General features: G+C 45.7%; 14 protein-coding genes. 9 read left to right on the top strand and 5 right to left on the bottom strand.

Going from position 1 to position 24262, the window contains the following annotated elements; all coding sequences use genetic code 11:
• Positions 1-355 precede the first annotated feature (355 nt).
• Positions 356-3016, bottom strand: a complete 2661-nt coding sequence (gene alaS, locus QUA43_RS22345) for an alanine--tRNA ligase (RefSeq protein ID WP_333376599.1) — start codon at positions 3014-3016, stop codon at positions 356-358.
• A gap of 1115 nt (positions 3017-4131) precedes the next feature.
• On the opposite strand from alaS, the gene QUA43_RS22340 reads away from it, so the two are divergent.
• From QUA43_RS22340 to QUA43_RS22310, 7 genes are all read left to right on the top strand, one after another.
• Positions 4132-4740, top strand: coding sequence for a hypothetical protein (locus QUA43_RS22340; protein WP_333376597.1), 609 nt, complete (start codon positions 4132-4134; stop codon positions 4738-4740).
• A gap of 6 nt (positions 4741-4746) precedes the next feature.
• Positions 4747-7425 carry an OmpA family protein gene (locus tag QUA43_RS22335; RefSeq protein WP_333376596.1) on the top strand — a complete coding sequence of 893 codons (2679 nt, stop codon included), beginning with the start codon at positions 4747-4749 and terminating at the stop codon, positions 7423-7425.
• Between the two features lie 2 nt (positions 7426-7427).
• Positions 7428-7964: a Rab family GTPase gene (locus QUA43_RS22330; protein ID WP_333376594.1), complete on the top strand. Its 537-nt coding sequence runs from the start codon at positions 7428-7430 to the stop codon at positions 7962-7964.
• A complete protein-coding gene (locus QUA43_RS22325) occupies positions 7961-9514 on the top strand; it encodes a PAS domain-containing sensor histidine kinase (RefSeq protein WP_333376593.1) in 1554 nt (517 codons plus the stop codon). The genes QUA43_RS22330 and QUA43_RS22325 overlap by 4 nt, the downstream gene beginning before the upstream one ends.
• A 57-nt stretch (positions 9515-9571) precedes the next feature.
• On the top strand, positions 9572-12358 hold the full coding sequence (locus tag QUA43_RS22320) for an adenylate/guanylate cyclase domain-containing protein (protein ID WP_333376592.1): 2787 nt from the start codon (positions 9572-9574) through the stop codon (positions 12356-12358).
• 83 nt (positions 12359-12441) lie between these two features.
• Complete coding sequence (locus QUA43_RS22315; protein WP_333376590.1) at positions 12442-16149, top strand: PAS domain S-box protein; 3708 nt, start codon at positions 12442-12444, stop codon at positions 16147-16149.
• Between the two features lie 4 nt (positions 16150-16153).
• Positions 16154-17272, top strand: a complete 1119-nt coding sequence (locus QUA43_RS22310) for an ATP-binding protein (RefSeq protein WP_333376588.1) — start codon at positions 16154-16156, stop codon at positions 17270-17272.
• Between the two features lie 28 nt (positions 17273-17300).
• Here QUA43_RS22310 and QUA43_RS22305 read toward each other — a convergent pair whose 3' ends face one another.
• Positions 17301-18566 carry an FAD-binding oxidoreductase gene (locus tag QUA43_RS22305; RefSeq protein ID WP_333376587.1) on the bottom strand — a complete coding sequence of 422 codons (1266 nt, stop codon included), beginning with the start codon at positions 18564-18566 and terminating at the stop codon, positions 17301-17303.
• A 211-nt stretch (positions 18567-18777) separates the two neighbouring features.
• Between QUA43_RS22305 and QUA43_RS22300 the strand changes: the two genes are divergently transcribed.
• Together QUA43_RS22300 and QUA43_RS22295 are read left to right on the top strand one after the other, a co-directional pair.
• Positions 18778-19056, top strand: coding sequence for a hypothetical protein (locus tag QUA43_RS22300; protein WP_333143218.1), 279 nt, complete (start codon positions 18778-18780; stop codon positions 19054-19056).
• A gap of 51 nt (positions 19057-19107) precedes the next feature.
• Positions 19108-19647, top strand: coding sequence for a DUF2231 domain-containing protein (locus QUA43_RS22295; RefSeq protein ID WP_333376585.1), 540 nt, complete (start codon positions 19108-19110; stop codon positions 19645-19647).
• A gap of 67 nt (positions 19648-19714) precedes the next feature.
• Here QUA43_RS22295 and cutA read toward each other — a convergent pair whose 3' ends face one another.
• The 3 genes from cutA to QUA43_RS22280 form a co-directional block, all read right to left on the bottom strand.
• Positions 19715-20035, bottom strand: coding sequence for a divalent-cation tolerance protein CutA (cutA, locus tag QUA43_RS22290; RefSeq protein WP_333228501.1), 321 nt, complete (start codon positions 20033-20035; stop codon positions 19715-19717).
• A 183-nt stretch (positions 20036-20218) separates the two neighbouring features.
• Positions 20219-21115, bottom strand: coding sequence for a pentapeptide repeat-containing protein (locus QUA43_RS22285; protein WP_333376584.1), 897 nt, complete (start codon positions 21113-21115; stop codon positions 20219-20221).
• Positions 21116-21368: 253 nt separating this feature from the next.
• Entirely contained in the window at positions 21369-24083 is a 2715-nt protein-coding gene (locus QUA43_RS22280) for a VIT domain-containing protein (RefSeq protein ID WP_333376582.1), read from the bottom strand.
• Positions 24084-24262: the final 179 nt, after the last annotated feature.

The raw sequence follows: 24262 nt of genomic DNA, 5'->3' as shown, positions 1-24262 counted from the left end.
GAAAAACCAGGGATTTTGGCACAATACCTTTACCCAGATTTTGTAGGGGCGGGTTCCACCAACAATATCTAACGAATACCAACAATCTAGATAAACCCGCCCCCCACCACCGATCGCCCACATCAACCTGGAATTTGCATCGCATCGGAAAATGTAGTATTTTTCGTGGGGTGGGGGCGGGTTTTCGAGATTGTCGATTATTGACGATTATGGTTGGTGAACCCGCCCCTACAAGCACCATGTACATTGTGATTTATGGTTGGGTGGGGCGGGTTTATCGGATTGTCGATTATTGGCAATTATGGTTGGTGAAACCCGCCCCTACAGTTTCCCATAAATCACCCGATCCGAGTAATTACCCCAACCCTTCAACTAACAAATTGCGAGCACTTTCCAACGCTTCCTGCAACTTACTTGCATCGCGTCCCCCAGCTTGCGCCAAATTAGGCCGCCCGCCGCCTTTTCCGCCGCAAATTTGAGCAATTCCCCCGATAAACTTGCCAGCTTGCAATCCTTTCTTATTGACTTCAGGACTAAAAGCTGCCACCAAACTTACCTTATCCGGTTCAGGAATTGATGCCAAAACAACCGCAGCATTTCCTAACTTTTGCTGCAATCTTTCTGCCGCAGTTTTCAGCGCTTCCGTATCCACATCACCCAATTGAGCTACAATGATTTTGAATTCCCCGATCGCCTCCGCCGCACTCAGCAACTGGTCGGATTTCGCGATCGCCAATTCCGACTTCACAGCAGCCAAATGTTTCTGAGTATCCTTCAACTCATTCTGCAAATTAGTAATCCGGTTCGGCAATTCTTCAGGCTTCGCCTTAAATCGATCGCCCAAATCGCGCACAACCCTGTCACGCACATTCAAATAATCCAAAACAGCCTGGCCCGAAACCGCCTCAATCCGGCGAGTACCAGCCGCAACCCCCGCCTCGGAAACAATCTTAAACAGCCCGATTTCAGCCGTATTGCTGACGTGAGTCCCCCCGCACAATTCCATCGAAACGCCGGGAAAATCGATCACCCGCACCACATCGCCGTACTTCTCGCCAAACATCGCAGTCGCGCCTTTTTCCCTCGCTTGGGCGATCGGCATTTCTGCAACGACCGCAGCGTGCGCCTCAGCAATCCAACTATTAACTAAATCCTCAATTTTCTGCAACTCTTCTGCTGTGACAGCGCGCGGAGAATTGAAATCAAACCGCAATCTCTCTGACGATACCAGCGAACCAGCTTGCGAAATCGAATCGTCTACAATTTTTCGCAAAGCTGATTGTAATAAGTGAGTTGCTGTGTGGTTAGCCTGAATTCGGCGGCGACCGCTATTGTCAATCTTCGCAGTAATACTATCGCCCACTCTCAGCGTTCCCCGTTCCACAAAGCCGAAATGCACGAAGAAATCCGATTCCTTCTTCACATCATCAACTCTTACTAACAAACCCTCTGCATTCTCTCCCTGAATGCTGCCGTTCAAATAACCTTTATCCCCAATTTGTCCGCCAGATTCAGCATAAAACGGCGTTTGGTTCAAAACAACTTGTACCTCAGTACCTGCGGCTGCTTCCTCCACAGATTTGCCGTCAACCAAGATAACTTCCACCTCAGCTAAACTAGACAATTCAGCATAACCGACAAACTCAGTTCCTTGGATTGTTTCAGCCAACTTATCCAAAGAACCCTGCACCGTCAAATCAATTGTTTGGCGAGCATTTTTACCGCGAGTTTGCTGTTCCTCCATCTCTGCTTTAAAGCCGTCTACATCGACAGTAATTCCCTCTTCCTCAGCAATTTCTTGAGTCAGTTCTAAGGGGAAACCGTAGGTATCGTAAAGAGTGAAAGCATCTTTACCGCTGATTTGTTGGTTGGTTTGCTGTTTTGTGCGATCGACAATTTCCTCCAGCAGCTTCTCTCCGCGTTCCAAAGTCTTGAGAAACTGCGCCTCTTCCCTTGCCAATTCCGCCTTAATTTGAGCTTCCCGCGATCGCACGTTCGGATAAGCTGCTTCCGAAAGGCCGATCGCACTTTCAGCCACCCGCACCGTAAATTCGCCCTGAATTCCAATCAGCCGCCCGTGGCGCACTACCCGGCGAATCAACCGCCGCAAAATGTAACCCCGACCCACATTCGACGCGCGAATTTCGTCCGCAATCATGTGCACCACAGCCCGAATATGATCGCCAATTACTTTCAGCGAAACCTTGACTTTTTCATCGCTATTGTGGTAATCAATTCCGGCAAGTTCCGCCGCCGATTGAACGATCGGAAAAATCAAATCTGTTTCGTAATTATTGGGGACTTTCTGGAGGATTTGCGCCATCCGTTCCAATCCCATGCCAGTATCAATATTTTGATTTTGCAGCGGTGTTAAATTGCCCTCTGCATCTTTATTGTACTGCATGAAAACCAGGTTGTAGAATTCAATAAACCTGCTATCATCTTCGAGGTCAATATTGTCGCCTCTTTCTGGGTGGAAATCATAGTAAATCTCCGAACACGGGCCGCAGGGGCCAGTCGGGCCGGATTGCCAGAAATTGTCATCTTCTCCCATGCGCTGAATCCGATCGCCCGGAATGCCAATTTCATCGCGCCAAATCGCAAAAGCTTCGTCATCTTCTCGGAAAACACTAACAACCAAATTGGACGCTGGTAAACCGAAAACTTCCGTGGAAAGTTCCCACGCCCAGGCGATCGCCTGTTTCTTGAAATAATCCCCGAAACTGAAGTTACCCAACATTTCAAAAAACGTGTGGTGGCGGGCGGTGCGGCCGACGTTTTCGATGTCGTTGGTGCGGATGCACTTTTGAGAAGTGGTGGCGCGCGGTGATTCGGCGGCGCGCTGTCCGAGAAATATCGGCTTGAATTGCAGCATTCCGGCGATCGTCAGCAACACTGTCGGATCTTCCGGCACCAAAGAAGCACTCGGCAATATCTTATGTCCCCGCTGAGCGTAAAAGTCGAGGAATGTTTGGCGGATTTGGCTGCCACTGAGAAACTTAGGAGAAATAGACATGACAAAAACACTTAAGTATGTAAAGATGTAGCAACAATAGAATTTATAGGACTTACGCACGGGTGTCCAGAAACCGGGTTTTTCAACCAAAATACTTGCTTAAAATCCTCAATCTCGGTGAAAAAACCCGGTTTCTTTGTTCGGAGTGCGTGAGTGCTAACTTACATCTATGTGGATATTCATATCATTATACTTAGTAATGTAAAGACCTATCAAGTTTTGCAAATAGTGCTTTACTGCTCCGAAAGGCCATGCTAACTTAATAATAGACACCGGGACAGAAAGAGAAAGGAGGTCGCTATATTTAGAAAGAAAGTTCGAGGATATAGGCATGGTGTCTCCGGTCTAGATTCCCAGGAGCAGCAGAAATTAACCGAACACAACTTGGAATAGTGGCAAACTGCTGATCGAGCAGTCAAGCCAAACCGCAGTCGAGTCAGACTTAGTTGTCGTTGCGGATTAAAAGTAAAGCTGCACAAGTTGTAAACCCTAGTAAGTAAAAGTTCTCAACCGGAAACATCTCGTTTGTTAGAAAAAACAAAGTTCTCATATTATTGGGTCTGATCGCTGTCGATCGGGCCCTATGAATTTTTATAGGGCGATCCGAGGAGGAGACGGTTCGAGGGGGAGAGATGGGCCGAGTTCGGCTGTATAAGTGCTTTCTGCTCAAACGCAACATCCCTCGGAGCCGATCGGCGATCGACCCAGCTTTCGAGTTATATCTTATATATAATTGGACGTGGAGCGCGCGCCCGCTTTTTAGCGTACCCCAGGCGCTATGCTATGAGGCACTGTTGTCAAGATGCGATATCATTGAGGATGTCAGTCAAGACATTAAAACCTACCCCGCTGTATAGCAGGAAAGTCTACGCTCCTCTGAGCTTGCTGCAAGGCAAGGATAGCAAACCGTCATTTTTGGTGACAGGACTCGGCCCAAGAATTTGTATCTCAGGATATTTAGAGTCAAAACTCTAAAAAATCCCCTCCCCGACGCAGGGGTGAGAGTTCAAAAAATAAAAGCCCCCTCACTCAAAAAAGCTAGTGCCGCCAACAACGGTCATCAATCACTAGCGCAGTTCTTAAACTCACCATTTTAGGAGATTCGAGGTAAAAGCATGGCGGAAATAACTAAAGAAGAAATGCGGGAACGGCTGGGAAATATCGACCAGATCCGGGATATAATTTTCGGGGCGCAGCTTAGAGAATACGACAATCGCTTCGATAAAATAGATTCCGACTTGTCGATGATGCAGCAAGATATGCAAACTCGCATCGAACAGGTGAAAACAGTTCTGTCCACAGAAATGAAGGCGGCAGTTGATTCATTAGAAAAAAAAGTTAAATCGCTCACCTCAAACACCCAAGAAGAAAGCGCAGATATCCGTCAGCAAGTCGATCGCGTTAACCGCAAATTCTCCAGCAGCATGGAAGCCCTCGACGAGGCTATAGACAATCAAACCAGTTCGCTTCGTGACGAACTCTCCCAAACCAGAGAGCGACTATCTGAAGAAACCCGCACTTTGAAAACACAGGTTTTTGAAGAGCTCGATCGTCGCTTTTCCATGCTCAGAGATGTTAAAGTTTCTAGAGACGATATGGCAGAAATTCTGTTTGAACTCGGCATGAGGCTCAAAGGAACAGAATTTGTACCCGAACTTAAAGGCGTTGCTGATAATAAGTTAAATACCGAATTTCTGTTGCCGGAGCGCCACCATAACGGATAATAACGCATGGCTTTACCGAAAGAAAATCCGGCTGACGAAAATGAGTTAGAGGGTTTTGTTTCTCAACCCGACCAGTCTGCTACCGATGCAGCAACCCAGCTAGAACCCTTGCTGAATTTATTATTCGATCTCAAACTTATAGCTGGTTCAAACCAGCAAAATGCAGAGTCCGAATGTGACAGCAGCGGGGAAAACAATCAAGCTGGGGCTCTCGGCGGGTTGATGGACTTGTTAGGTATTTCTGAGCCAGAGCAAGCGGAAATTGCAGCGAGTGTTCCGCCAAAAACTGGCGATCGCGAACCGGAGTCTACTGATTCTGCTAATCCAGACGAACCTAAAAGTCTGCTATTCCCTACTCACAGACTTAATAGTTCAGAACTAGAAAGAAATTATTCCTCAACTACAACTATCGATGTTTCAGCAGATGTTTCGGATTTTGAGATAGCATCACCGTCCGTACAGGAATTGCCTAACTTGACAATTCCCAATTCTGGGCAGTACATACAAGCGGAAAAATCCGAGGAGACAGAGCCGCCAATCTCCACAACAGAGCAGAATGCCGCAGAGGCCACACTTCTCGCGCCTTCGGAAAAAATATATTTAGATGCGGTGGTTCATCAGCTTCAATCTACACCAAACTTGGTAGAAGAGCCGACAACGATATCGCAGCCAGCAGAAATATTTGGCCAAATTAAACAGGACTTAAATGAAGCCGACAGCGCGATGGAAAGGCTGCAAAGTCTAATTTTCGGCTCCCAAATGTCGGATATCGAGCAAGTGAAAATTCTGCTGGCAGAAAACGATTTGCCGGGGGTGCGCCACCTGATGGCAAGCATCGACGATAAATTAGGAAAACTGGAGCACCAAATCTACGATCCCCAAGAGTTGATTGAGTTGATGCTGCCTTGGATCGCAGAAATTCTCAGCCGCAAAATTGCCGATTCCAGAGAAGAAGTTGTCAAGGCGATGGTGCCAATTATTGACGAAGTGATTAGGGCAAAAACTCAGGAAAACAAGTCGGCAATGAGTGCGGCAATAGCTGAGCTGCTGCCCGACGCACTTGCTCAACAAATAGTGAATTCGCCAGCGGATATTGCTAAGGCGATCGCCCCAGAAATCGGTCTGGCAATTAAAGAGCAAATTCGCCTTGACCAAGAGTCGATCGCTCAAGCCCTCGCCCCGGAAATGGGCAAAGCCATTACAGCCCAAATTGAACTCGAACGCGACGCAATGGTGGATGCCCTCTATCCCGTAATTGGCAATACTATTGCCAGATACATGGCAGAAGCTATCAAGACAATCAATGAAAAAGTGTCAAATGCCCTCAGCGTCGAAGGAGTTCAGCGCAAAATTCGCTCCAAAGTACAAGGAGTCTCCGAAGCCGAATTAATCCTCAAAGAATCAGTACCCTTTACCGTCCAAGCAGCATTCTTAATTCAAAAAGCATCAGGCTTGATAATTTCCGAATTTCAAAACTCAGAAAGCTACCAGTTAGAATCAGAAATGGTAGCAGGAATGCTCACAGCTATTCGCAGCTTTGTTAACGAGTGCATCGTGCAGCCGGGAGAATCTTCCGAACTAAATCAAATTGAATACGGCGACTCAAAAATCCTGCTAGAAGTAGCGGGATATTGCTACATGGCAGTCGTGATCAAAGGAGAACCGCCACACTCGTTCATCAAAAAACTGCGGCAAACAGTTAGTAATCTCATCCTTAATTATGCTAAAGTAATTCACGAGTTTAACGGCGATCCCGGTACTATACCTGAGTCCCTGCACCCGTACATAAAAAGTTTATTCGACCCGCTGCAAAGGGAAAAATCAACAAAACCCCCGATCGCCCTTGCTGCTATTAGTTTAGCAGCCCTCAGCTTAATCTTAGTACCTTGGGGGATTTATCAGTACCGCAGCAACATTTACCGTCGCCTCGAAGCAAATGCCATCGCAGCTTTAGCCTCGACTCCCCAATTAGCTGTTTACCGCTTAGATGTTGCAGTTGATGGCAAAACTTTAAAGCTAACCGGAAAGTTGCCAAATCAAGAATTGCGGGCACAAGCTGCAAAAATAGCCGCATCAACTGCACCGAAATTGCAATTAGATAATAGAATTCTAGCTGTAGATGTCCCCCCAGATCCAGTTTTGACGGCGGCCGAGGTGCAGCGGATTACCGCTGTTTTGAATCAGAAAGAGGGCCTTTCTATTTCTACGCGGTATGGCGATCGTAAAGTTACAGTAGAGGGCACAGTTAGAGACGGTGCAGACGCACAGAAAATAGCTCAGTCCCTGAAGCAAATTCCCGGTGTTCAGTCAGTCATCAGCACTGTTAAATTAGAGCCGCTGAAAATTACCACCCGCATCTACTTCCAGCAAGGAACGGCAACATTAGACTCAACATACGGAGAAATGATCGCCAGTGTCAAAAATTTCATGGATCAATATCCTCAAAAACAGATTAAGATAATTGGGCACAGCGATCGAACTGGGGAACTTGCCACAAATCAACGGTTGTCACTCCAGCGTGCCACAGCAGTGCAAGAGGCTTTAGTGCGGCAAGGTGCTGACCCGAAGCGCCTTGTCGCGATTGGCAGCCCAAATCCTCCTTCCGGCTTGGAACCCAATCAACCGCTACTTTTAAGCAGATGCGTGCTATTTGAACCAATAACTAAGACCATAAACAGAAAATAATTATGTCAGTTACTATATCTAAAAAAATGTGCATGATCGGTGATTTTGGCGTGGGCAAAACCAGCCTAATCCGCCGTTTTGTCGATCGGCAATTCAGCGACCAATACCTCTCCACTGTGGGAGTAAAAATTTCCCGCAAAAGCCTAGAATTAGAAGGCGTAAAACAGCGAGAAAACGTGACTGCACAGTTGCTAATTTGGGACTTAGAAGGGCATACAAAATTCAAAGGAATAGCACCGACTTACTTGCAGGGAGCTAGCGGCGTTTTAATCGTTGCCGATGTCAGCCGCTCCGAAACAGTTGAGCGAATCTCCGAACACATTCATCTTTTTTCTTCAGTCAATCCCAAAGGGTCAATAATCGTCGCTTTGAACAAAGTAGACTTGATTGACGAGGAAAAATTGGCGCTGCTAGTGGAAATATCCCATTCGATAGGTCAAGACAAAGTAATAGCAGTTTACACAACATCTGCTAAAACAGGCAAAGACGTTGACGAAATATTCCATAAACTAGCTTACACAATGGTAGAACAAGCATGAATCCCCTTTTTAGAAAGCTCTTAGGCCCGCGACAAACAGAGTATTTGGTAGTAAATCACCATTTCATCATTCAGGAAACCTCCGCCGAAGTCCAGAATTATGCCGATACTCCGGGCGAGGCTATACCCGGTGCAGATGCTCGCCTGAGTTTTCCCGAACTGATTGGCATTGAAAATATCCTCATGTCTATCATTATGGGACGGCTGCCGGGTTTTGAAGTCAAAGGTATAGCTCGGTTTGCCGACCATAACCGCCCTTTATACTTTGATATGTTGGCTATCAAATATGAAGAAGAACAAGAAGATGTGCCAAGTAAATTGTTAATTTTGATTGAAGATGCCACCGAAAAGATGGTGATGAAGCAATCGTTGATTCAGAGGGCGAATGAAGCTAATCTTTTGGTGAGCGCCTTAGCCGCTTCTAACGATTATATAGATAAAGTTATTCGCTCGATGGGCGATGCTTTGTTGGTGACAACAACATTAGGAACTATCAAAACAGTCAATCAATCAGCACAATGGTTATTTGGGTACAGCGAAGCAGAATTGCTCGGCAACCCCCTCTCCCTAATAGTAGTCGAAGAAAAATTGCTTTACCAAGCTCGCCACCGCTATATTTTGTCTCATAAAGAGCTGCTAAAAGAACTGGAAGTAATCTGCATTACTAAAGCAGGAGAAGAAATTTGGGTAGAATTTTCCTGTTCGGCAATTCAGACAGAATTACAGGAACTTTACGATTTCATCTATATCGGCAGGGACATCACAGAACGCAAGCAACAAGAAATAGAAATTCGCCGCTCCTTGGCAAAAGAGCAAGAACTCAGACAGGTAAAATCTCGTTTTTTTTCGATGCTCGCTCACGAATTTGGCAATCCTTTAAATACAATATTATTTGCTACTAAAATCCTCCAAGACTACGGCGACGAAATCACCCACGAGGAAAAACAAGAATACCTCGAACACGTTAACTCAGCATCTAAACACATGGCTCAGCTATTAGATGACGTGCGGTTGCTCAGCAGCGCCGAAGCCGGAAAACTCGAATTCAATCCCGCACCAGTTGAATTGCCAAAATTTTGCAGCGAGTTAGTAGAATCAATTAAAATTAGTTACGGAAAAAATCATAGCATTAATTTTATTTCTCTAAAATCTAGTTCGCCCGCGAAAAAAACTGATAAAAAGTCGGAGGAAACACAACACTGGCCAGCACTCGATGCAAAATTGCTGCGGCACATCTTGACAAATTTGCTGTCAAATGCTGTAAAATATTCGCCGCTCCACAGCAATATTTATTTTGAATTAAATTGTGACAATGAAGAAGCTAAATTTCAAATTAAAGACGCAGGCATTGGCATTCCTATCGAAGACAGAGAACAACTCTTTGAATCTTATTACCGAGCGCAAAATGTAGGAAAAATACCAGGTACAGGACTGGGTTTATCCATCGTGAAGCTGTGTGTAGACTTGCACGGAGGTCAAATCGAATTTTCCAGCGAGACAGGGTTAGGGACTACCTTTACAGTCACAATTCCATTTTACAAACACAGATAAATAGATTGATTTCAGATAATTCGATACAGAGGGCGCATTCATTACCAAACATCTCACATGAACACCTTGTTAAAAAAATTGTTAGTTCCCCACCACTTGGAGTACCTAGCACTCGATAAAGACTTTTTAATCCAAGAACTCTCTCTGCAAGTGCAGCGGTTTGGCGACTGTCCCGACGAAGTAGTCGCCGGCAACGATGTCCGCATTCCCTTTCCAGAATTGGTGGGAACGGAAGAAATTTTAATTGATATTTTTGAAAAACGTTTGCCAAATTTTGAATTCAAAGCGATTACCCGGTTATTAGGAAATGATTCGAGGCTTTATTTTGATATGTATATCGTCGATTTCACCAATGACGAGAATTATCAGAGATTAATTATATTTTTTGAAGACGTAACTGATAGGATGGCTTTAGAACAAACTCTAGTCCAAGCTACCAATGAAATGGATATTTTATTGAGTACCTTAGCCGCTACTAATAATTATGTTGAAAAAATTATTACTTCAATGGCCGAAGTTTTGTTGGTAACAACAGCATCGGGAAAAATTACAAAAGTCAATCAAGCCGCTCAACATTTGTTCGGTTACAGCGAATCAGAATTAGTAGGCCAGCAAATAGACGCTCTTGCTGCTTTTGGCTCTTCTTTGCAAGCACTCAGCCAAGAGGAGCCTCAACAATCGGAAACTCATGCCGAAGTAATTTGCACGGCAAAAACCGGAGAAAAGCTAACAGTTTCGTTTTCCTGTACGGCGATTTCGACTGACATTAAAGGCATTTCTGGAGCAAGGGCTACGGTTCAAGATTTCGTGTACATCGGCCGCGATGTCACAGATAGACAGCGCGCCCGCAAGCGACAAATAACTCAGTACGTCACCACTCGCATCCTGTCGGCATCCGAAACAATCAAAAAAGCTATAGCAGCAATTCTCCCTGTAATTTGCGATAGCTTGGGATGGGATACCGTCGAACTTTGGATGCCAGAAGCTGGGGAAAAACTGCTGTCAAAAACTAAGAGAATAACTGCGGTTTCCGACCCCAATTTGCTTCGGTGTGTCGCCAGTTGGACAAAACGCTCACTTTTTATACCCAAATTTGCCGAATTTACCGAACAAATGACTTGTGCATTTGGGGAAGGATTACCCGGTTTAGTTTGGGCTAGCGGTTCCTCTCAGTGGATTGCAGATGTCACAAAAAGCGACAGTTGTCTGCGCCGAGAAATTGCTGCCGAAGAAGGACTGCACGGAGCTTTTGGTTTCCCAATTTTGGGCGGCTACGAGCCGGAAAAATCTGCCCGGTCTGTTTTGGGGGTGATGATTTTATTCAGCAGCGAAGTGCAGTGTTTTGATGAAGAATTGCTCCAGACAATGGCAACAATCGGTAGCCAAATCGGTCAATTTATCAAGCGCAAGCAAGCGGAAATAGCTTTGCGGCAAAGTGAAGAACAACTGCGAGACTTATTTGAGAATGCTACGGACTTAATTCAAAGTATTGGAGCCGACGGTCATTTTTTGTATGTAAATCGGGCTGGGCGGGAAACTCTGGGCTACAGCGAAGCAGAAATTGCTCAAATGACTATTTTTGATATCATTCATCCCAACAGTTCCCCAGAGTCTCTGGATATATTCTATAAAGCTATTACCCAAAAAACGGTAAATGAAAATACATTGTATCCAGACTCTATTCAAACAATATTTATTACTAAAAATCACGAACAAATTTTGCTGGAAGGCAGCATAAGCTGTAAATTTGCGGAAGGTTCGCTAGTAGCGATTCGCGCTATTTTGCGAGACATTACTGCTCGAAAAATGGCCGAAGACGCCCTAGCAAAATCTGTATCCCTGCTGCAAGCAACTTTTGATTCTACTGCTGACGGTATTTTAGCTACTGACAGGAGCGGAAAAATAGTCACTTTCAATCGAGAATTTGTGGAAATGTGGGGCATACCTAACGAAGTGATGGCACTGCGAAATGACGCCACAACGATCGCCTTTTTCCTGAACCAACTCAAAGACGCCCAAACATTTCAAGAGAGAATAGAATCGCTTTACGATCAGCCAGAAGCCGAAAGTTATGACTTGTTGGAATTTCAGGACGGCAGATTTTTTGAACGCTATTCGCAACCGCAGCGGCTGGGAGATAAAATTATCGGCCGAGTCTGGAGTTACCACGACATTACGGAACGCAAGCAAGCAGAAGATGCCCTGCGGGAAGAACAAGAAAAATCAGAAAAGCTGCTGTTAAATATCTTGCCCAAGGCAATAGCAGAACGCCTCAAGCAAAACGAAACTACTATTGCCGAATACTTTCCCGAAGTGACTGTTTTGTTCGCCGACCTTGTGGGGTTTACTGCTTTGTCTGCCGTCATGAATCCGATCGAACTCGTGGATATCCTGAATCAGATTTTCTCAGGATTTGACCTTTTGTGCGAACGGCACGGGTTAGAGAAAATCAAGACCATCGGCGACGCATACATGGCGGTTGGAGGACTGCCTGAACCCAGGGCAGACCACGCAGAGGCGATCGCCCAAATGGCCCTAGATATGCAAGCAGAAATAGCCAGATTTAATGCTAGCCATAATAAATATTTTAGCATCCGCATCGGCATTCATAGCGGCCCGGTTGTTGCCGGAGTAATTGGTATAAAGAAGTTTATTTACGATTTGTGGGGCGATACGGTAAATATTGCTTCCCGCATGGAATCTCAGGGTTTGCCTTGGCGGATTCAAGTGAGCGAAACTACTTATAAGTTAGTGGAAGACAAATATCTGTTTCAGGAGCGAGGAATGATTGAAGTTAAAGGCAAAGGGGAAATGAAAACTTATATTCTCCTTCGGAAACAATAACGTTGGTCATCAGTCATTAGCCAGATGACTGATGACTAAAATCCTTGCTAAAGTTAATTAGCAATACTTTTTAGCCCAGATTGATGCAACTTGCTAATTTGTCGGCAAATTTACGATCGCCCTTAAAAGCTGTCGATCGCCACCCTGTGACGGTTGATCCCTCAACTTCGCTCGCAGAGGCGATCGCCCTGATGCGTCGGGCGATCGACCCTTGGACGCTGACTAATGCACCTGCACTTCCTGACTCAAACGAAACGGTAAAAGCATCGATTAGTTGTGTCTTAGTTGTCGATGAAAATCAGCTAATCGGACTGCTAAGCCCGGAAGATGTCCTGAACTTAGCCGCGGCCGAATACGGATGGCAAGGCATGAAAGTTGCCGACGTAATGACGCGGAATTTAATTGTCTTAAAAGAATCAGAATTTACAGATCTTACTACCGCATTTAAGCTATTTTGTCAATACTCGATCGATTGCTTGCCAATTGTAGATGAACGCGGTCAGCTCGTAGGTTTAATCAGTGAAAAAAGTATTCGCCCAGCAATGTATAGCTGGATAGAGGCACTGCATCAAGAAGTGGCAAAACTCCAGGAACAATGCGAACTGTTAGAGGGCAATTGTGAACTAGAAAAAGTCAGCGATCGCCAAAATGCCGAAAATGCCATGCGCCAGAGCGAGGCGCGCTACCTGGCGATTGTGGAAGACCAAACCGAACTGATTTGCCGCTACCTCCCAGACGGTAAAATAACTTTTGTCAATCAAGCTTACTGCCGTTATTTCGGCTTGCAGCCGATCGACTTACTGGGCAAATGCTTCAGGTCGCTGCTGCCAGAAGCAGACCGAGAAATTTTTCAACAGCAATATACTTCTGTCTCTCCCGACAACCCTATTTTTACCTGCGAACATCGAGTAATTTTGCCGAGCGGGGAAATTCGCTGGCAGCAGTGGATCGATCGGGCGATATTTAACGAGAGCGGACAAATCGTCGAGTATCAAGCAGCAGGCCGCGATGTCACGGAGCGCAAACAAGCAGAAATCGCTTTGCAGCAGCTTAATGCAGAGTTAGAACGGAGAGTGCAGCAGCGGACACAATGGTACGAACTGGCAGTATCGGCTGGCAAAGTGGGGGTTTGGGACTGGAATTTGGAAACCGGCGAAATCTACATTGCTCCGTCTTTGAAAGCTTTGTTAGGCTATCAGGACGCAGAGATTCCCAACCGCATGGAAAATTGGGTGTCTCACGTTCATCCCGACGATCTAGTTGTAGTCGCCGAAGCAGTAAATGCTTATCTAGAGGGCGTGACAGAAATTTATGAAGTAGAACACCGGATGCTGCGTAAAGACGGCAGCACCTGCTGGATACTTGCCCGCGGCAACGCGATCCGATCGGCTTCTGGCAAGGCATTACGCCTGACTGGCACTGACACCGACATTACCGATCGCAAATTGACCGAAGAAAAACTCCAAAACTCCGAAGCCGAACTGCTGGCGCTGTTTAACGCCATGACGGATATCGTGCTAGTTTTCGACGCCAGCGGCCGCTACCTCAAAATCGCCCCCACGGCTCCCGAACTGCTGTATAAACCCGCTCCTGAAGTGCTGGGCAAAACCGTCGCCGAAATCTTCCCAGAAGCGGAAGCTAATTTTGCCCTGACCCACATTCGCCAAACATTGGCATCTGGGCAAACCCACAGAGTTGAATACAGGATGGAAATTGGCTGCAAATTATTTTGGTTTGATGCCAGTATTTCGCCGCTGGAGATTGATCGGGTGATGTGGGTGGCCCGAGACATTACCGCCCGCAAACACGCAGAAGCTGCACTGCAAAAGAGCGAGGAAAAGTTTCGCAACTTATTTGACGATGCTCCCATCGCGCTTGGTTTGGTAAGCCTGCGCGACTTCCGCACGATTAAAGTGAATGAAGCTCACCGCCAGATGTTGGGCTACAGCGATTCGGAGTTGGCTAGCATGACTTTTAGTGAACTCACGCATCCAGAAGATTTACAAGCAGATGTAGAGGAAGTCAAGCAGTTGATCTGCGGCAATATTTCTCGCTTCCAAAGCGAAAAACGCTTGATTAAGAAGAATGGCGAGCTGATGTGGGCAAACTTGACGGTGACGCTGATCCGCGATCGCGAGGGCATTCCTCTCTACAGCATGGGGGCGATCGAAGATATCAGTTATCGTAAGCGAGCCGAACTAGAATTTCAGCAGTTAAAAGAACGCCTGCAATTTTTGCTGGGTTCTAATCCGGCGGTAATTTTCACAGCCGCACCGATGGGGAGCTTTTGTACTACTTACATCAGCGACAACGTTCAGACAATCGTTGGCTACGAACCCCAAGAAGTATTAGCTGATTCTAAATTTTGGTCTAACAGAATTCACCCTGAAGATAGGTCACAATTTCTAGTAAATTTTTCTGATTTATCCGAGGAAAAAAATTGTATTTGCGAGTACCGTTTTCTACACAAAGACGGAATTTACCGCTGGCTAAGGACGGAACTAAAACTATTAGTTGACAGCATGGGTATTCCGATCGAAATTATTGGTTACGCCGCGGATATCAGCAATTCTAAATACGCCGAACTCGCTAGGGGGCAGCAGTTCGAGCAAGAACGCCTCGTGGAGGCGATCGCCCGTCGTGTCCGCCAGTCTTTGCAATTAGAGGAAATTCTCAACACCACGGTTGCCGAACTCCAGCAAGTATTATTAGCCGATCGAGTTTTGGTTTATCAAATTTTACCCAAAAGTGGCGGCAGAGTCATTGCTGAAGCCGTGGCAGAAGGATGCAGCCAACTCGTAGATAGATGTTTTGGCGAAGAGGTTTTTCCGCCTGAAAGTTATCAGCTTTATTTGCAAGGGCGAATTGCGGCAATTTCAGAACTAGATTCTCCCAGCATTACACCTTGTGTGATGGAGTTTATGAAACAAATTCAAGTTAGGTCAAAGTTAGTAGTGCCGATTATTCAGCACAGCCAACTTTGGGGATTGCTGATTGCCCACCAATGCGATGGCTCTCGTGATTGGAAAGAATGGGAAATCAATTTATTTCAGCAGTTGGTGAATCAATTGGCGATCGCCATTCAGCAATCTCTACTTTACCAGCAACTGCAAGCTGAACTGAGCGATCGCAAACAAGCGGAAGCAAATTTGAAAAACTCCCTCAGAGAAAAAGAAATTTTGCTCAAAGAAATTCACCACCGCGTCAAAAACAACCTCTGCGTAGTTGCCAGTCTGTTAGAATTGCAATCAAACACAGTTGCCGACCCGCAAGTAAGCAAAATGTTTGAAGAAAGTCAGAATCGCCTTTATTCTATGGCTCTGATTCACGAAAAACTGTACCGTTCGACTAACCTAGCGCAAATTAATTTTGGCGAATATCTCGAAGATTTGGTAAGTAACTTGTTTCACTCTTACAATATTAGCAACAACCAAATTCAGTTGCAGGTATTAGCTGAACCAATTTCCCTAAATCTTGAAACCGCTACTCCCTGCGGTTTAATTGCCAATGAATTGGTTTCAAATACGCTGAAACACGCTTTTCCTAATGGAACAACTGGTACAGTTAGTGTTGAATGTTATCAAACGGGCGATCAAGAAATCAACCTCTTAGTTAAGGACAACGGCATTGGTTTTCCTCAAAACTTAGATTTTAGGAAAACTCACTCAATGGGGTTTCAAGTTGTCTGCACTTTAACCGATCAGTTAGAAGGAACCATCGAAATATCCAGACAATTTGGTACATCTTTTCACTTGAAATTTAACGAGTTAAACTACTTTCAAAGATTGTAAGAATATGAGTTTTGCCGAAAAAAAAATTAATATTTTGATTGTCGAAGACGAACTGTTAATTGCTAAAAACTTATCCCCAAAATTAGAAAAATTGGGATATCAAATCGCCGATATCGTTTCTTCAGGAGCGGATGCCATCCAGCGCGCCCGCGAACTAAGACCCGATTTAATTTTAATGGATATAGTTATCAAAGGTGACATTGATGGCATAGAAACAGCAGCAATAATTAATCAAGAATTAGATATACCAATTATCTATACAACTGCCTATGCTGACGACGAAACTTTGCAGAGAGCCGAAAATACTGGTTCTTACGGCTACCTGCTCAAACCTTTTAAAGAAAGAGAAATGCACGCCACTATCAAGATAGCACTGAGCAAACATCAAGAAGCAGTTATTCTGAAAAAAATAATGACATTAGCAGCAGAAAAAAGCGAAAATAGAGCGCGCTTTATTTCGATGGCTTACCACGATTTAAATACTCCTTTAACTACTATACAGTTATCGGCTGAAATGCTAGAAGATAGCGACTTGCATAGCACCCCCGGAACCAACAATAAAAATGTTGATCGCATTAAAAAAGCCGTCAGTAATATGAGTGGGTTGCTGGAAGATATTTTAATGCTTAGCAAAGCAGAATCAGGCAAAATTTCCTTAAATTTAAATCCGATTAATGCCACGGATTTATGCAATTCTATTTTAGAAGAACTGCAACCTATCATCACCGACAAACACCTAGTACATTTCCGCAGTCACACAAATCCGCTGCACGCCAATCTCGATGCAAAACTACTGCACCACCTTCTGACTAATTTGCTTTCAAACGCCATTAAATATTCTCCAAACGGTGGCCAAGTCAGTTTAGACTTAAGCTGCGAAAACCAGCAAATAATTTTGTGCGTTCGAGATGAGGGAATTGGGATGACAGCGGAATATCAAGAAAAACTATTTCAGCAGTTTGAACGGGGTGCTAATGTAGGCAATATTAAAGGATCGGGTTTGGGACTCTGCATTGTCAAACACATTGTTGACCTGCACGGCGGTACAATAAGTGTGGAAAGTGCGATCGACAAAGGTACTACATTTATTGTCGCCCTGCCTTTTTTAGTCAGTAGTCAGTAGTCAGTAGTCAGTAGTCAGTAGTCAGTTGTCAGTTGTCATCTATCCTTCTTCCTTCTTCCTTCTTCCTTCTTCCTTCTTCCTTCTTCCTTCTTCCTTCTTCCTTCTTCCTTCTTCCTTCTTCTGCGATAAATCTATTGGGAGACAAAAGCTCGATCGCCCTATCTTCTTCTCCCCCCGCCGCCTTCGCAAATCGCTCAGCCAAAGCAGGTACAATAGTCAAAGGATTGCTGAGACCCGAAAAAACGTGCAATCCAGGGCGATCGGCGATCGGCCCCACTACAGGCAAATTATCAGCGCTGAATGCCACACTACACTCGTGCCAAGTTGCAGGTAAACCTGCCAAATCCGGCAAAACCTTGCCGATTCCTGCACGAATTGCCCTTTCGCTGGTTTCGCGATCGACTTTAGCATTCAAATCGCTCAAAGTGCGCGACAATTGCCCGATCCGCAAACTGCCATCATTAAACTGAATGGCACCAGAATCTAAAATCGGCGACAGCAACTCTTTACCAGGTTCATCCCAAAGAAAATCCACCTCATTTCTACTAGATTTAGCTTCTAATTCAAAACGTTTTAATACCGCAGGCATCACCAAAGTCCTGAGTTTCAAATCCACAGGTGCAGTTTCCAAAATCTCCGTGCGAGTAAAATAAACTCCCACAGAAACACCAGCCAGCTTCAGTAAACTCCGACTCCTACCTCCAGCACAAATAACCGTATTTTCGCAGGTATAACTTTCCTGTACCGTCTTAACTCCCGAAATCCGATTTCCCTCTTCTATAAACCCAATTACTTCAGCAAATTCTATAGTTCCTCCCAACCGTAGAAACCCTTGACAATAAGCTTTATTTGTGGATGTCGGCGAAATGTGACCGTGACGCACAGTCAGAGCTCCGGCGATCGCACTTTTATTCAGCAAAGGTTCCAACTCGCCAGCTTCTGCAACACTCAAAAGCTGCGGAACGATCGCAAAATGCGCGTAATTAGCCGCCACTTTTTCGGCATCATTGCCCGCATCAATTGTCAGCAACAAATCCAACTCGCGAAACTCAGTATCAGCATCTAATTCCGCTGATAAATGGCGGTGGCGTTCGATACCTTCCCGACACAATTGCCGAGTTAAATCAGTCGTTCCCGACCAATAAGCCAAGCCGCCATAACTAAAACGAGTAGCATTTTGCATGGTAGCATCTCGTTCCAAAAGCAGCACAGCAAAACCTTTTTTTGCCAGTTCGTAACTCAGTGCCGCACCAGTAATGCCACCGCCGACAACAATCCAATCGTAACTTTTCATGGGCAACTCAAAGGGAAGGAAAATATCATGCTTAGATTTTAGCTTACGTTTTTTCGGCACCAATCGAAAAACCTCTACCTACAGGAAGAGGCTGCCTGCGATCGCCCTAACTGAAACTTCCACCCGTCGGGAGATGTTTGCGTAGAGATATTTTTCGTTCAATAGTAGGAATTAGAGTCAGCAAAAAATTAGAAATACCAGAGAGGTTTTTATGAGTATCGACAAACCAGGCAAAGATATGGAGCGCACTGTCAATCCGGGCGATCGTATTTCCGACAAACCGCAAACCATTGAAGAAAAAGCGCAGCAACTGGCGGTAGACCACGTACCCGACATCACGGGAGATGTTGTTACAGTTCCAACTTATGTAATCGTCGAAGAACCAGACGGGGAAAAGAAAGCTTTGCACCACGTCAAAGACGCCGACGAAATTTCTGACGTAATTCGGCAGGCCCGCGTTGACGAAAATGGCGAACGGGTTTGGGATTAAGTTCAATCCAATAAAAACGGGTTTGTTGTACAAAAGTTATCTGTAGAAATCATGGAAACAAATCAAAGAAATAGTACGCCCTATCCCAATATTCCGCCGATTCTCGAAAGTGACGACACAGAATACCGCGATGCTGGCATTACAAGTACAGTTTCAGTTGCAGGTCATCCCCTCCACCCAGTGCTGATCGTGTTTCCGGTAGCCTTTTTAGTAGGAGCCGCCGGCACGGATATCGGTTATTGGCTGACAAGCGATCCGTTTTGGGCGAGAGCTTCGGTTTGGCTGATTGGTGCTGGTTTTGCTGCGGGGATTTTGGCGGGAATCACGGGCTTTTTAGATTTTTTCAAAATAAAAAGAGTGCGCGATCGCAGTGCCGGTTGGTTGCACATGGGGGGCAATGTGGCGGCTTTGGTACTTTCCCTGATTAACTTGCTGTTGCGACAAGGAAATCCGGCTGAGCCGATCGTCTATACAGGTTTAGCAATATCGATCGTCGTTGCGACCTTGCTGGGCATTACAGGCTGGTTCGGCGGCGAACTAAGTTTTCGCCACAAAATCGGCGTCATTGGCCCTACCAGTCATAATTCCTAGGTTTCTGACCATTTTTAGTAGGGAATTCCGTCCCTCTTCATTGGATAATTTAGGACTAAAATCTTGACTACAAACTTAAAGATTGTCCCAGCCAATTGAGATAAGCATCGCTGCCAGCAATAATAGGAATAGCAATAATTTCGGGAACTTCATAGGAATGGAGTTCCTGAACTTTTGTTTTTAAAGCCTCAAATTTAGCCAAATCAGTTTTAATCACCAACTGCCACTCTGACTCGGAATGAATCTCGCCTTGCCAACTATAAATCGAGCGAATTGGTGACAAACTCACACAAGCAGCCAGCTTGTTTTCAACTAGAGATTTCGCCAGATTCTCCGCCTCCGCCTCCGATGCTGCAGTTACCAGCACCACCCCAAAATTAATTGTCATAGTCATCAGTGAACAGTGAACAGTCAATCGATTTTAGATTGAAGAATTGAAGAATTGAAGAATTGAAGAATTGAAGCATTGAAGCATTGAAGCATTGACCCCACGGATAAATTCGGGAGCTTGTATCCTGGATGCTTTCGGTCAACAGTCAACAGTCAACAGTCAACAGTCAACAGTCAACAATCAACCATTAATCTCATTAACTTCCCAAGAATTGACTCTGCCAGCCCCAGCTAAGGAAAAATAGCGCCTAGTAGAATCCGGCAAAATAGCTCCCGCCAACAAAGCATTATCTAAATTAGCTCCTATTAACGTCGCCTCGCTCAAATCTGCTGACATCAAATCAGCTTGACACAACTTTGCCCAATTCAGATTGGCCCCTCTCAAACAACTTCCCCTCAACTTAGCCCCGGTTAAGTTTGCTCCCGCCAACTTCACCCCTCGCAACTGAGCCGCGCTGAAATTCGCCCCCACCAAATTCGAGCCTTCCAAATTAGCTCCCATTAGTTTAGCTTCGCTCACGTTGACGCCGCTCAAATCTGCACCGCAGAGATTCACCCCTGTTAACTGCGCTCGCCGCAGACTGACTCCGGTTAATTGAGCTCCAAAAAGTTTTGCACTATTGAGCCTTGCACCGTAAAGGTTTGCCCACTTAAAATTAGCTCCCGTCAAATTCGCGCCCAGCAAGTTAACTAATTGCAAGTCGGCGCTGCACAAATTGGCATTCCACAACACAGCACCCCGCAGGTTTGCGCCCGTTAAAGTTGCGCCGCTTAACTTTGCTCTCGGCAATTTTGCTTTTACCAAAAAAGCTCCGCTGAGATTAGCTTTTGTCAAATCTGCACCAGAGAGTTGGGTTTCACCCATTTTGGCAAAACTCAGATTTGTTCTGTGCATCTGTGCATCTTTGAGTGTTGCTTTGGTGAGAAACGCTCTGCTGAGGTTCGCCCCGGAAAGATTAGCTCGGGAAAGGTTGACTCCGATTAAGATTGCTCCGCTGAGGTCTTTCCCGCTGAGGTCGGCTCCAGTAAAATCTCTTTGTCCTTTTTCGTAATTGTTGAGCAGTTCACTAACTTCCATAGGGCATCATACCTTCTATGATTGGGGGGTTTCGATCCAGAAATCTTTACTGTTAAGGTTGTTTCAGAAAGGAAACTGTTTCAGAAAGGAAACTGTTTTAGCGTTTGCCTCAAACGGTATAAATTTCATTAACATCACTTTCTGTTTAAAGGCAATCTCTTAATAAAGATTTTATATCTTCCACGCGGTAGCGATCGCCCTTTCGGTATTTTTGAATTAAAAGTTAACGTTTTTTGACATAGACAGTCATTCCTTAACGATCGACCGTTATTCGCAACTTCAGGCGCAGCGTGCCCTTGAAGCCTGCAGGAGGTTGCCAGGAACTCAAGGCCATCTTGAGACTCTCTACGGCGTCTGTTGCTTGCAGCGTCGAGGTTTGAGGGTCGCTCGCCAATCGGGCAACGCGGCCGTCTTGTACCGATAACTCCCACACCGTTTCACCGCTTACCCCCGCCGGGAGATTAACAGATTGCAGGTATTGAGTCAAAGCGGCGATCGCCCCGGCATCCAACCCTTCGGCGCTAACTACTTGGAGGCGAGAAGCCAAAGGCTTCTGGGGTTGCAACTCACCGTAAGTTCGCTGCCGCGGCATAGCAGGAACTGGACTCACCGGTGCCGAGTTGCGATTCGAGGTAACGCTGCGAGAACCGCCTCTAGTTAGCTCAGCCCCCTCGGACTCAAAAATACCCTCATAGCTGACACCCTGCGGTAATTCTACAGGCACTTGCACGCGGCGACGAGATCCATCGGGTTCAACTCGCACTTCTTCGCTCACAGCCACAAAAGCCGTGTATTCCGACAGCAAGCGATAAGTCAGAGCAGTATTAGTCACAGCTTCCACCAGAGATTTAGTCTCCCCACCAAACATTTGATTCATTAAATCTTTAATGCGCGATCGCCCCCAAAGCTGAGCTACCGCCGGATTGCCAAAATCCGTAGCGGTTGCTGCGACAGAATTTGACTCTCGCTGCCGCCCGCCGGATTGAGCAAAATTGACAGGTAAAACTTGCTCGTAAGTTTTGCCGCCTGCAAGAGTGCCGCGGATGCGAAGTTGGCCGTTAGTTCGATCGGTCTTTTTGCCAAACAAAACCAGCGGCCCACTCGCAAACAAGTCTGGGGGTGCGATCGGATAAATCTCCGGTTTTTCCCCCATTCCTTCCCAACTAATTTGAATATTAGTCAATACCGGACTATTAATTTGACGAAAAAACTTTTCTGCGGCTTCTGCCGACGGTTCATCTTGACGAATTACTTGAGACGTGCCTCTTCCCACTTCCGCCAAACGGTTAATCAAAAACCGATTCACCGAACCGCCGACACCAAAACTATAAAGTCTATTTCCCGGTTTCAGACTCCCCTGAACCCGCGCGAGCACTTCATTTTCATTACCAATGTAACCATCAGTAATTAATACAATACTCCGCAGCCTTCCCGTTGCCACCGGAAAATTCATCACTGTTTGAAGACCGTTAAGCAGTTCACTTCCCCCGTTAGCTTGCAACTTTTCGATATAATTAATTGCGCTTTGTCGATTTTCTGCTGTATTTGCTAAAGGATTTTTTGAAAGCGCTTTTGCAGTATTGGCAAAATCAATAATAGTAAAAGTATCGTTGGAATTCAGCCCTTGAATGAAGCGGCGCATCAACTCCTTAGATTTTGCCAGCGGTTCGCCCTGCTGAGAACCGGAAGTATCCATCAGAAACACGACATCTTTAGGTACAATTTCATTAGTTTTGTAGTTTAATGCCGGAATTAAATAAGTAGCAAAATGACCGCCCCGCTTGTCGGATTGAGTCAAAATAGTTGCCCGAGTATTTTCGCCAGCGACTCGATAGCGCAGAATTAAATCTTTATTGGGAATTGTGTCTGAATTGGCTAATTGGACTTGTACAATATTGCCGCTGCGGTCAGTTGTAATTTGATGGGAAGTAGAGCGGACATCGCCGATCGCAACTCCGGCATCTATTTCTACCGAAACAGCGATATTGTGACCCGATCGCGTTCCTGGAGGCAAAACAGGCGGGTTAATGCGATCGGCATCGGTATTAACCCCCCCCTGCCCCCCCCTTGCTAAGGGGGGGAATTGAGAATCGCCCCCCCTTGCTAAGGAGGAGGATTGAGAATCGCCCCCCCTTGCTAAGGGGGAGGATTGAGAATCGCCCCCCCTTGCTAAGGAGGAGGATTGAGAATCGCCCCCCCTTACTAAGGGGGGGTTGGGGGGGGTCGTATTTCTCGCCCCTGAAGACTCAGAACGATCGCCCCCCCTTGCTAAGGGGGGGTTGGGGGGGGTCGAATTTCCCGAAATATAGCGAGGCCCTACCACCATTGGAAACACAAATTCGTAATCGCCGTCGGCAAATTTGAGACTTTCGGTGTAGCGAATCGTAACTTCAATTTTTTCTCCCGGTTTGATATTAGCCAGAGACTGAGTAAAAATATTGTCGCGTTCTTGTTCCAACAAACCCGCACTCCGGCCTTGCTTTCTGGCTTGTTCGTAAATTTCCAAAGCTTCCTCGCGGCGTTTGATATCAGCTTTAATAATTCGTGAGCCTATTTTAATTTCCATATCATCCACCGCCGCTTCATCGGGCAAAGGAAATACATAAACAGCTTCTATAGATTCGGGAAAAGGATTTTCAAACTTCTGAACAACTTCGACGCGGGAGATATTGCCAGCTATTTTGGCTTTAACTTCAGTCTGCTTGAGAGGAAAGACTTGTTCTGGGGTCGTATTGGGGGTTTTGACGAACAAACCGCCGACTGGACACTGATTTTGTGGCGATCGTCCGCCATTGCAATTAACATCGTTACTAGCGAGGATTTTCGGCGACACAGACGAATAATTTTCCCCAAGAGCATTGGCCCGCGCCCCATTGGGAGCGAGCCACACGCCACACTCCATCGCTGCGAGCAATGCGATACCAGCAGAAAGCAACCGTTGAGAGGATAGAACGCAGACAAACTTCATAGCTGTTTTTTTAGCAGACTTGAGGTGCTTTGTTTACCATGACTTTACCATTGCCGAAACGTTCCTGAGTTAGCTCTTTGGGAAAAATGACCGAGGGCGTAGGGCTGATTTTAGATTTTAGATTTTAGATTTTAGATTTTAGATTGACTCGCCTAGGGGCGGACTGGGCGCTGGAACTT

Origin of the sequence: Microcoleus sp. N9_B4, from assembly GCF_036701635.1 — a bacterium.
Taxonomy (GTDB): domain Bacteria; phylum Cyanobacteriota; class Cyanobacteriia; order Cyanobacteriales; family Microcoleaceae; genus Microcoleus.
The sequence above is the reverse complement of the archived record's forward strand: the minus strand, read 5'-3'. Positions and strand labels throughout refer to the sequence as shown.

Bases quoted from the DNA above. Each gene is read 5' to 3' on its own strand.
- alaS (WP_333376599.1), bottom strand. From the start codon at position 3,016: ATGTCTATTTCTCCTAAGTTTCTCAGTGGCAGCCAAATCCGCCAAACA.
- QUA43_RS22340 (WP_333376597.1), top strand. From the start codon at position 4,132: ATGGCGGAAATAACTAAAGAAGAAATGCGGGAACGGCTGGGAAATATC.
- QUA43_RS22335 (WP_333376596.1), top strand. From the start codon at position 4,747: ATGGCTTTACCGAAAGAAAATCCGGCTGACGAAAATGAGTTAGAGGGT.
- QUA43_RS22330 (WP_333376594.1), top strand. From the start codon at position 7,428: ATGTCAGTTACTATATCTAAAAAAATGTGCATGATCGGTGATTTTGGC.
- QUA43_RS22325 (WP_333376593.1), top strand. From the start codon at position 7,961: ATGAATCCCCTTTTTAGAAAGCTCTTAGGCCCGCGACAAACAGAGTAT.
- QUA43_RS22320 (WP_333376592.1), top strand. From the start codon at position 9,572: ATGAACACCTTGTTAAAAAAATTGTTAGTTCCCCACCACTTGGAGTAC.
- QUA43_RS22315 (WP_333376590.1), top strand. From the start codon at position 12,442: ATGCAACTTGCTAATTTGTCGGCAAATTTACGATCGCCCTTAAAAGCT.
- QUA43_RS22310 (WP_333376588.1), top strand. From the start codon at position 16,154: ATGAGTTTTGCCGAAAAAAAAATTAATATTTTGATTGTCGAAGACGAA.
- QUA43_RS22305 (WP_333376587.1), bottom strand. From the start codon at position 18,566: ATGAAAAGTTACGATTGGATTGTTGTCGGCGGTGGCATTACTGGTGCG.
- QUA43_RS22300 (WP_333143218.1), top strand. From the start codon at position 18,778: ATGAGTATCGACAAACCAGGCAAAGATATGGAGCGCACTGTCAATCCG.
- QUA43_RS22295 (WP_333376585.1), top strand. From the start codon at position 19,108: ATGGAAACAAATCAAAGAAATAGTACGCCCTATCCCAATATTCCGCCG.
- cutA (WP_333228501.1), bottom strand. From the start codon at position 20,035: ATGACAATTAATTTTGGGGTGGTGCTGGTAACTGCAGCATCGGAGGCG.
- QUA43_RS22285 (WP_333376584.1), bottom strand. From the start codon at position 21,115: ATGGAAGTTAGTGAACTGCTCAACAATTACGAAAAAGGACAAAGAGAT.
- QUA43_RS22280 (WP_333376582.1), bottom strand. From the start codon at position 24,083: ATGAAGTTTGTCTGCGTTCTATCCTCTCAACGGTTGCTTTCTGCTGGT.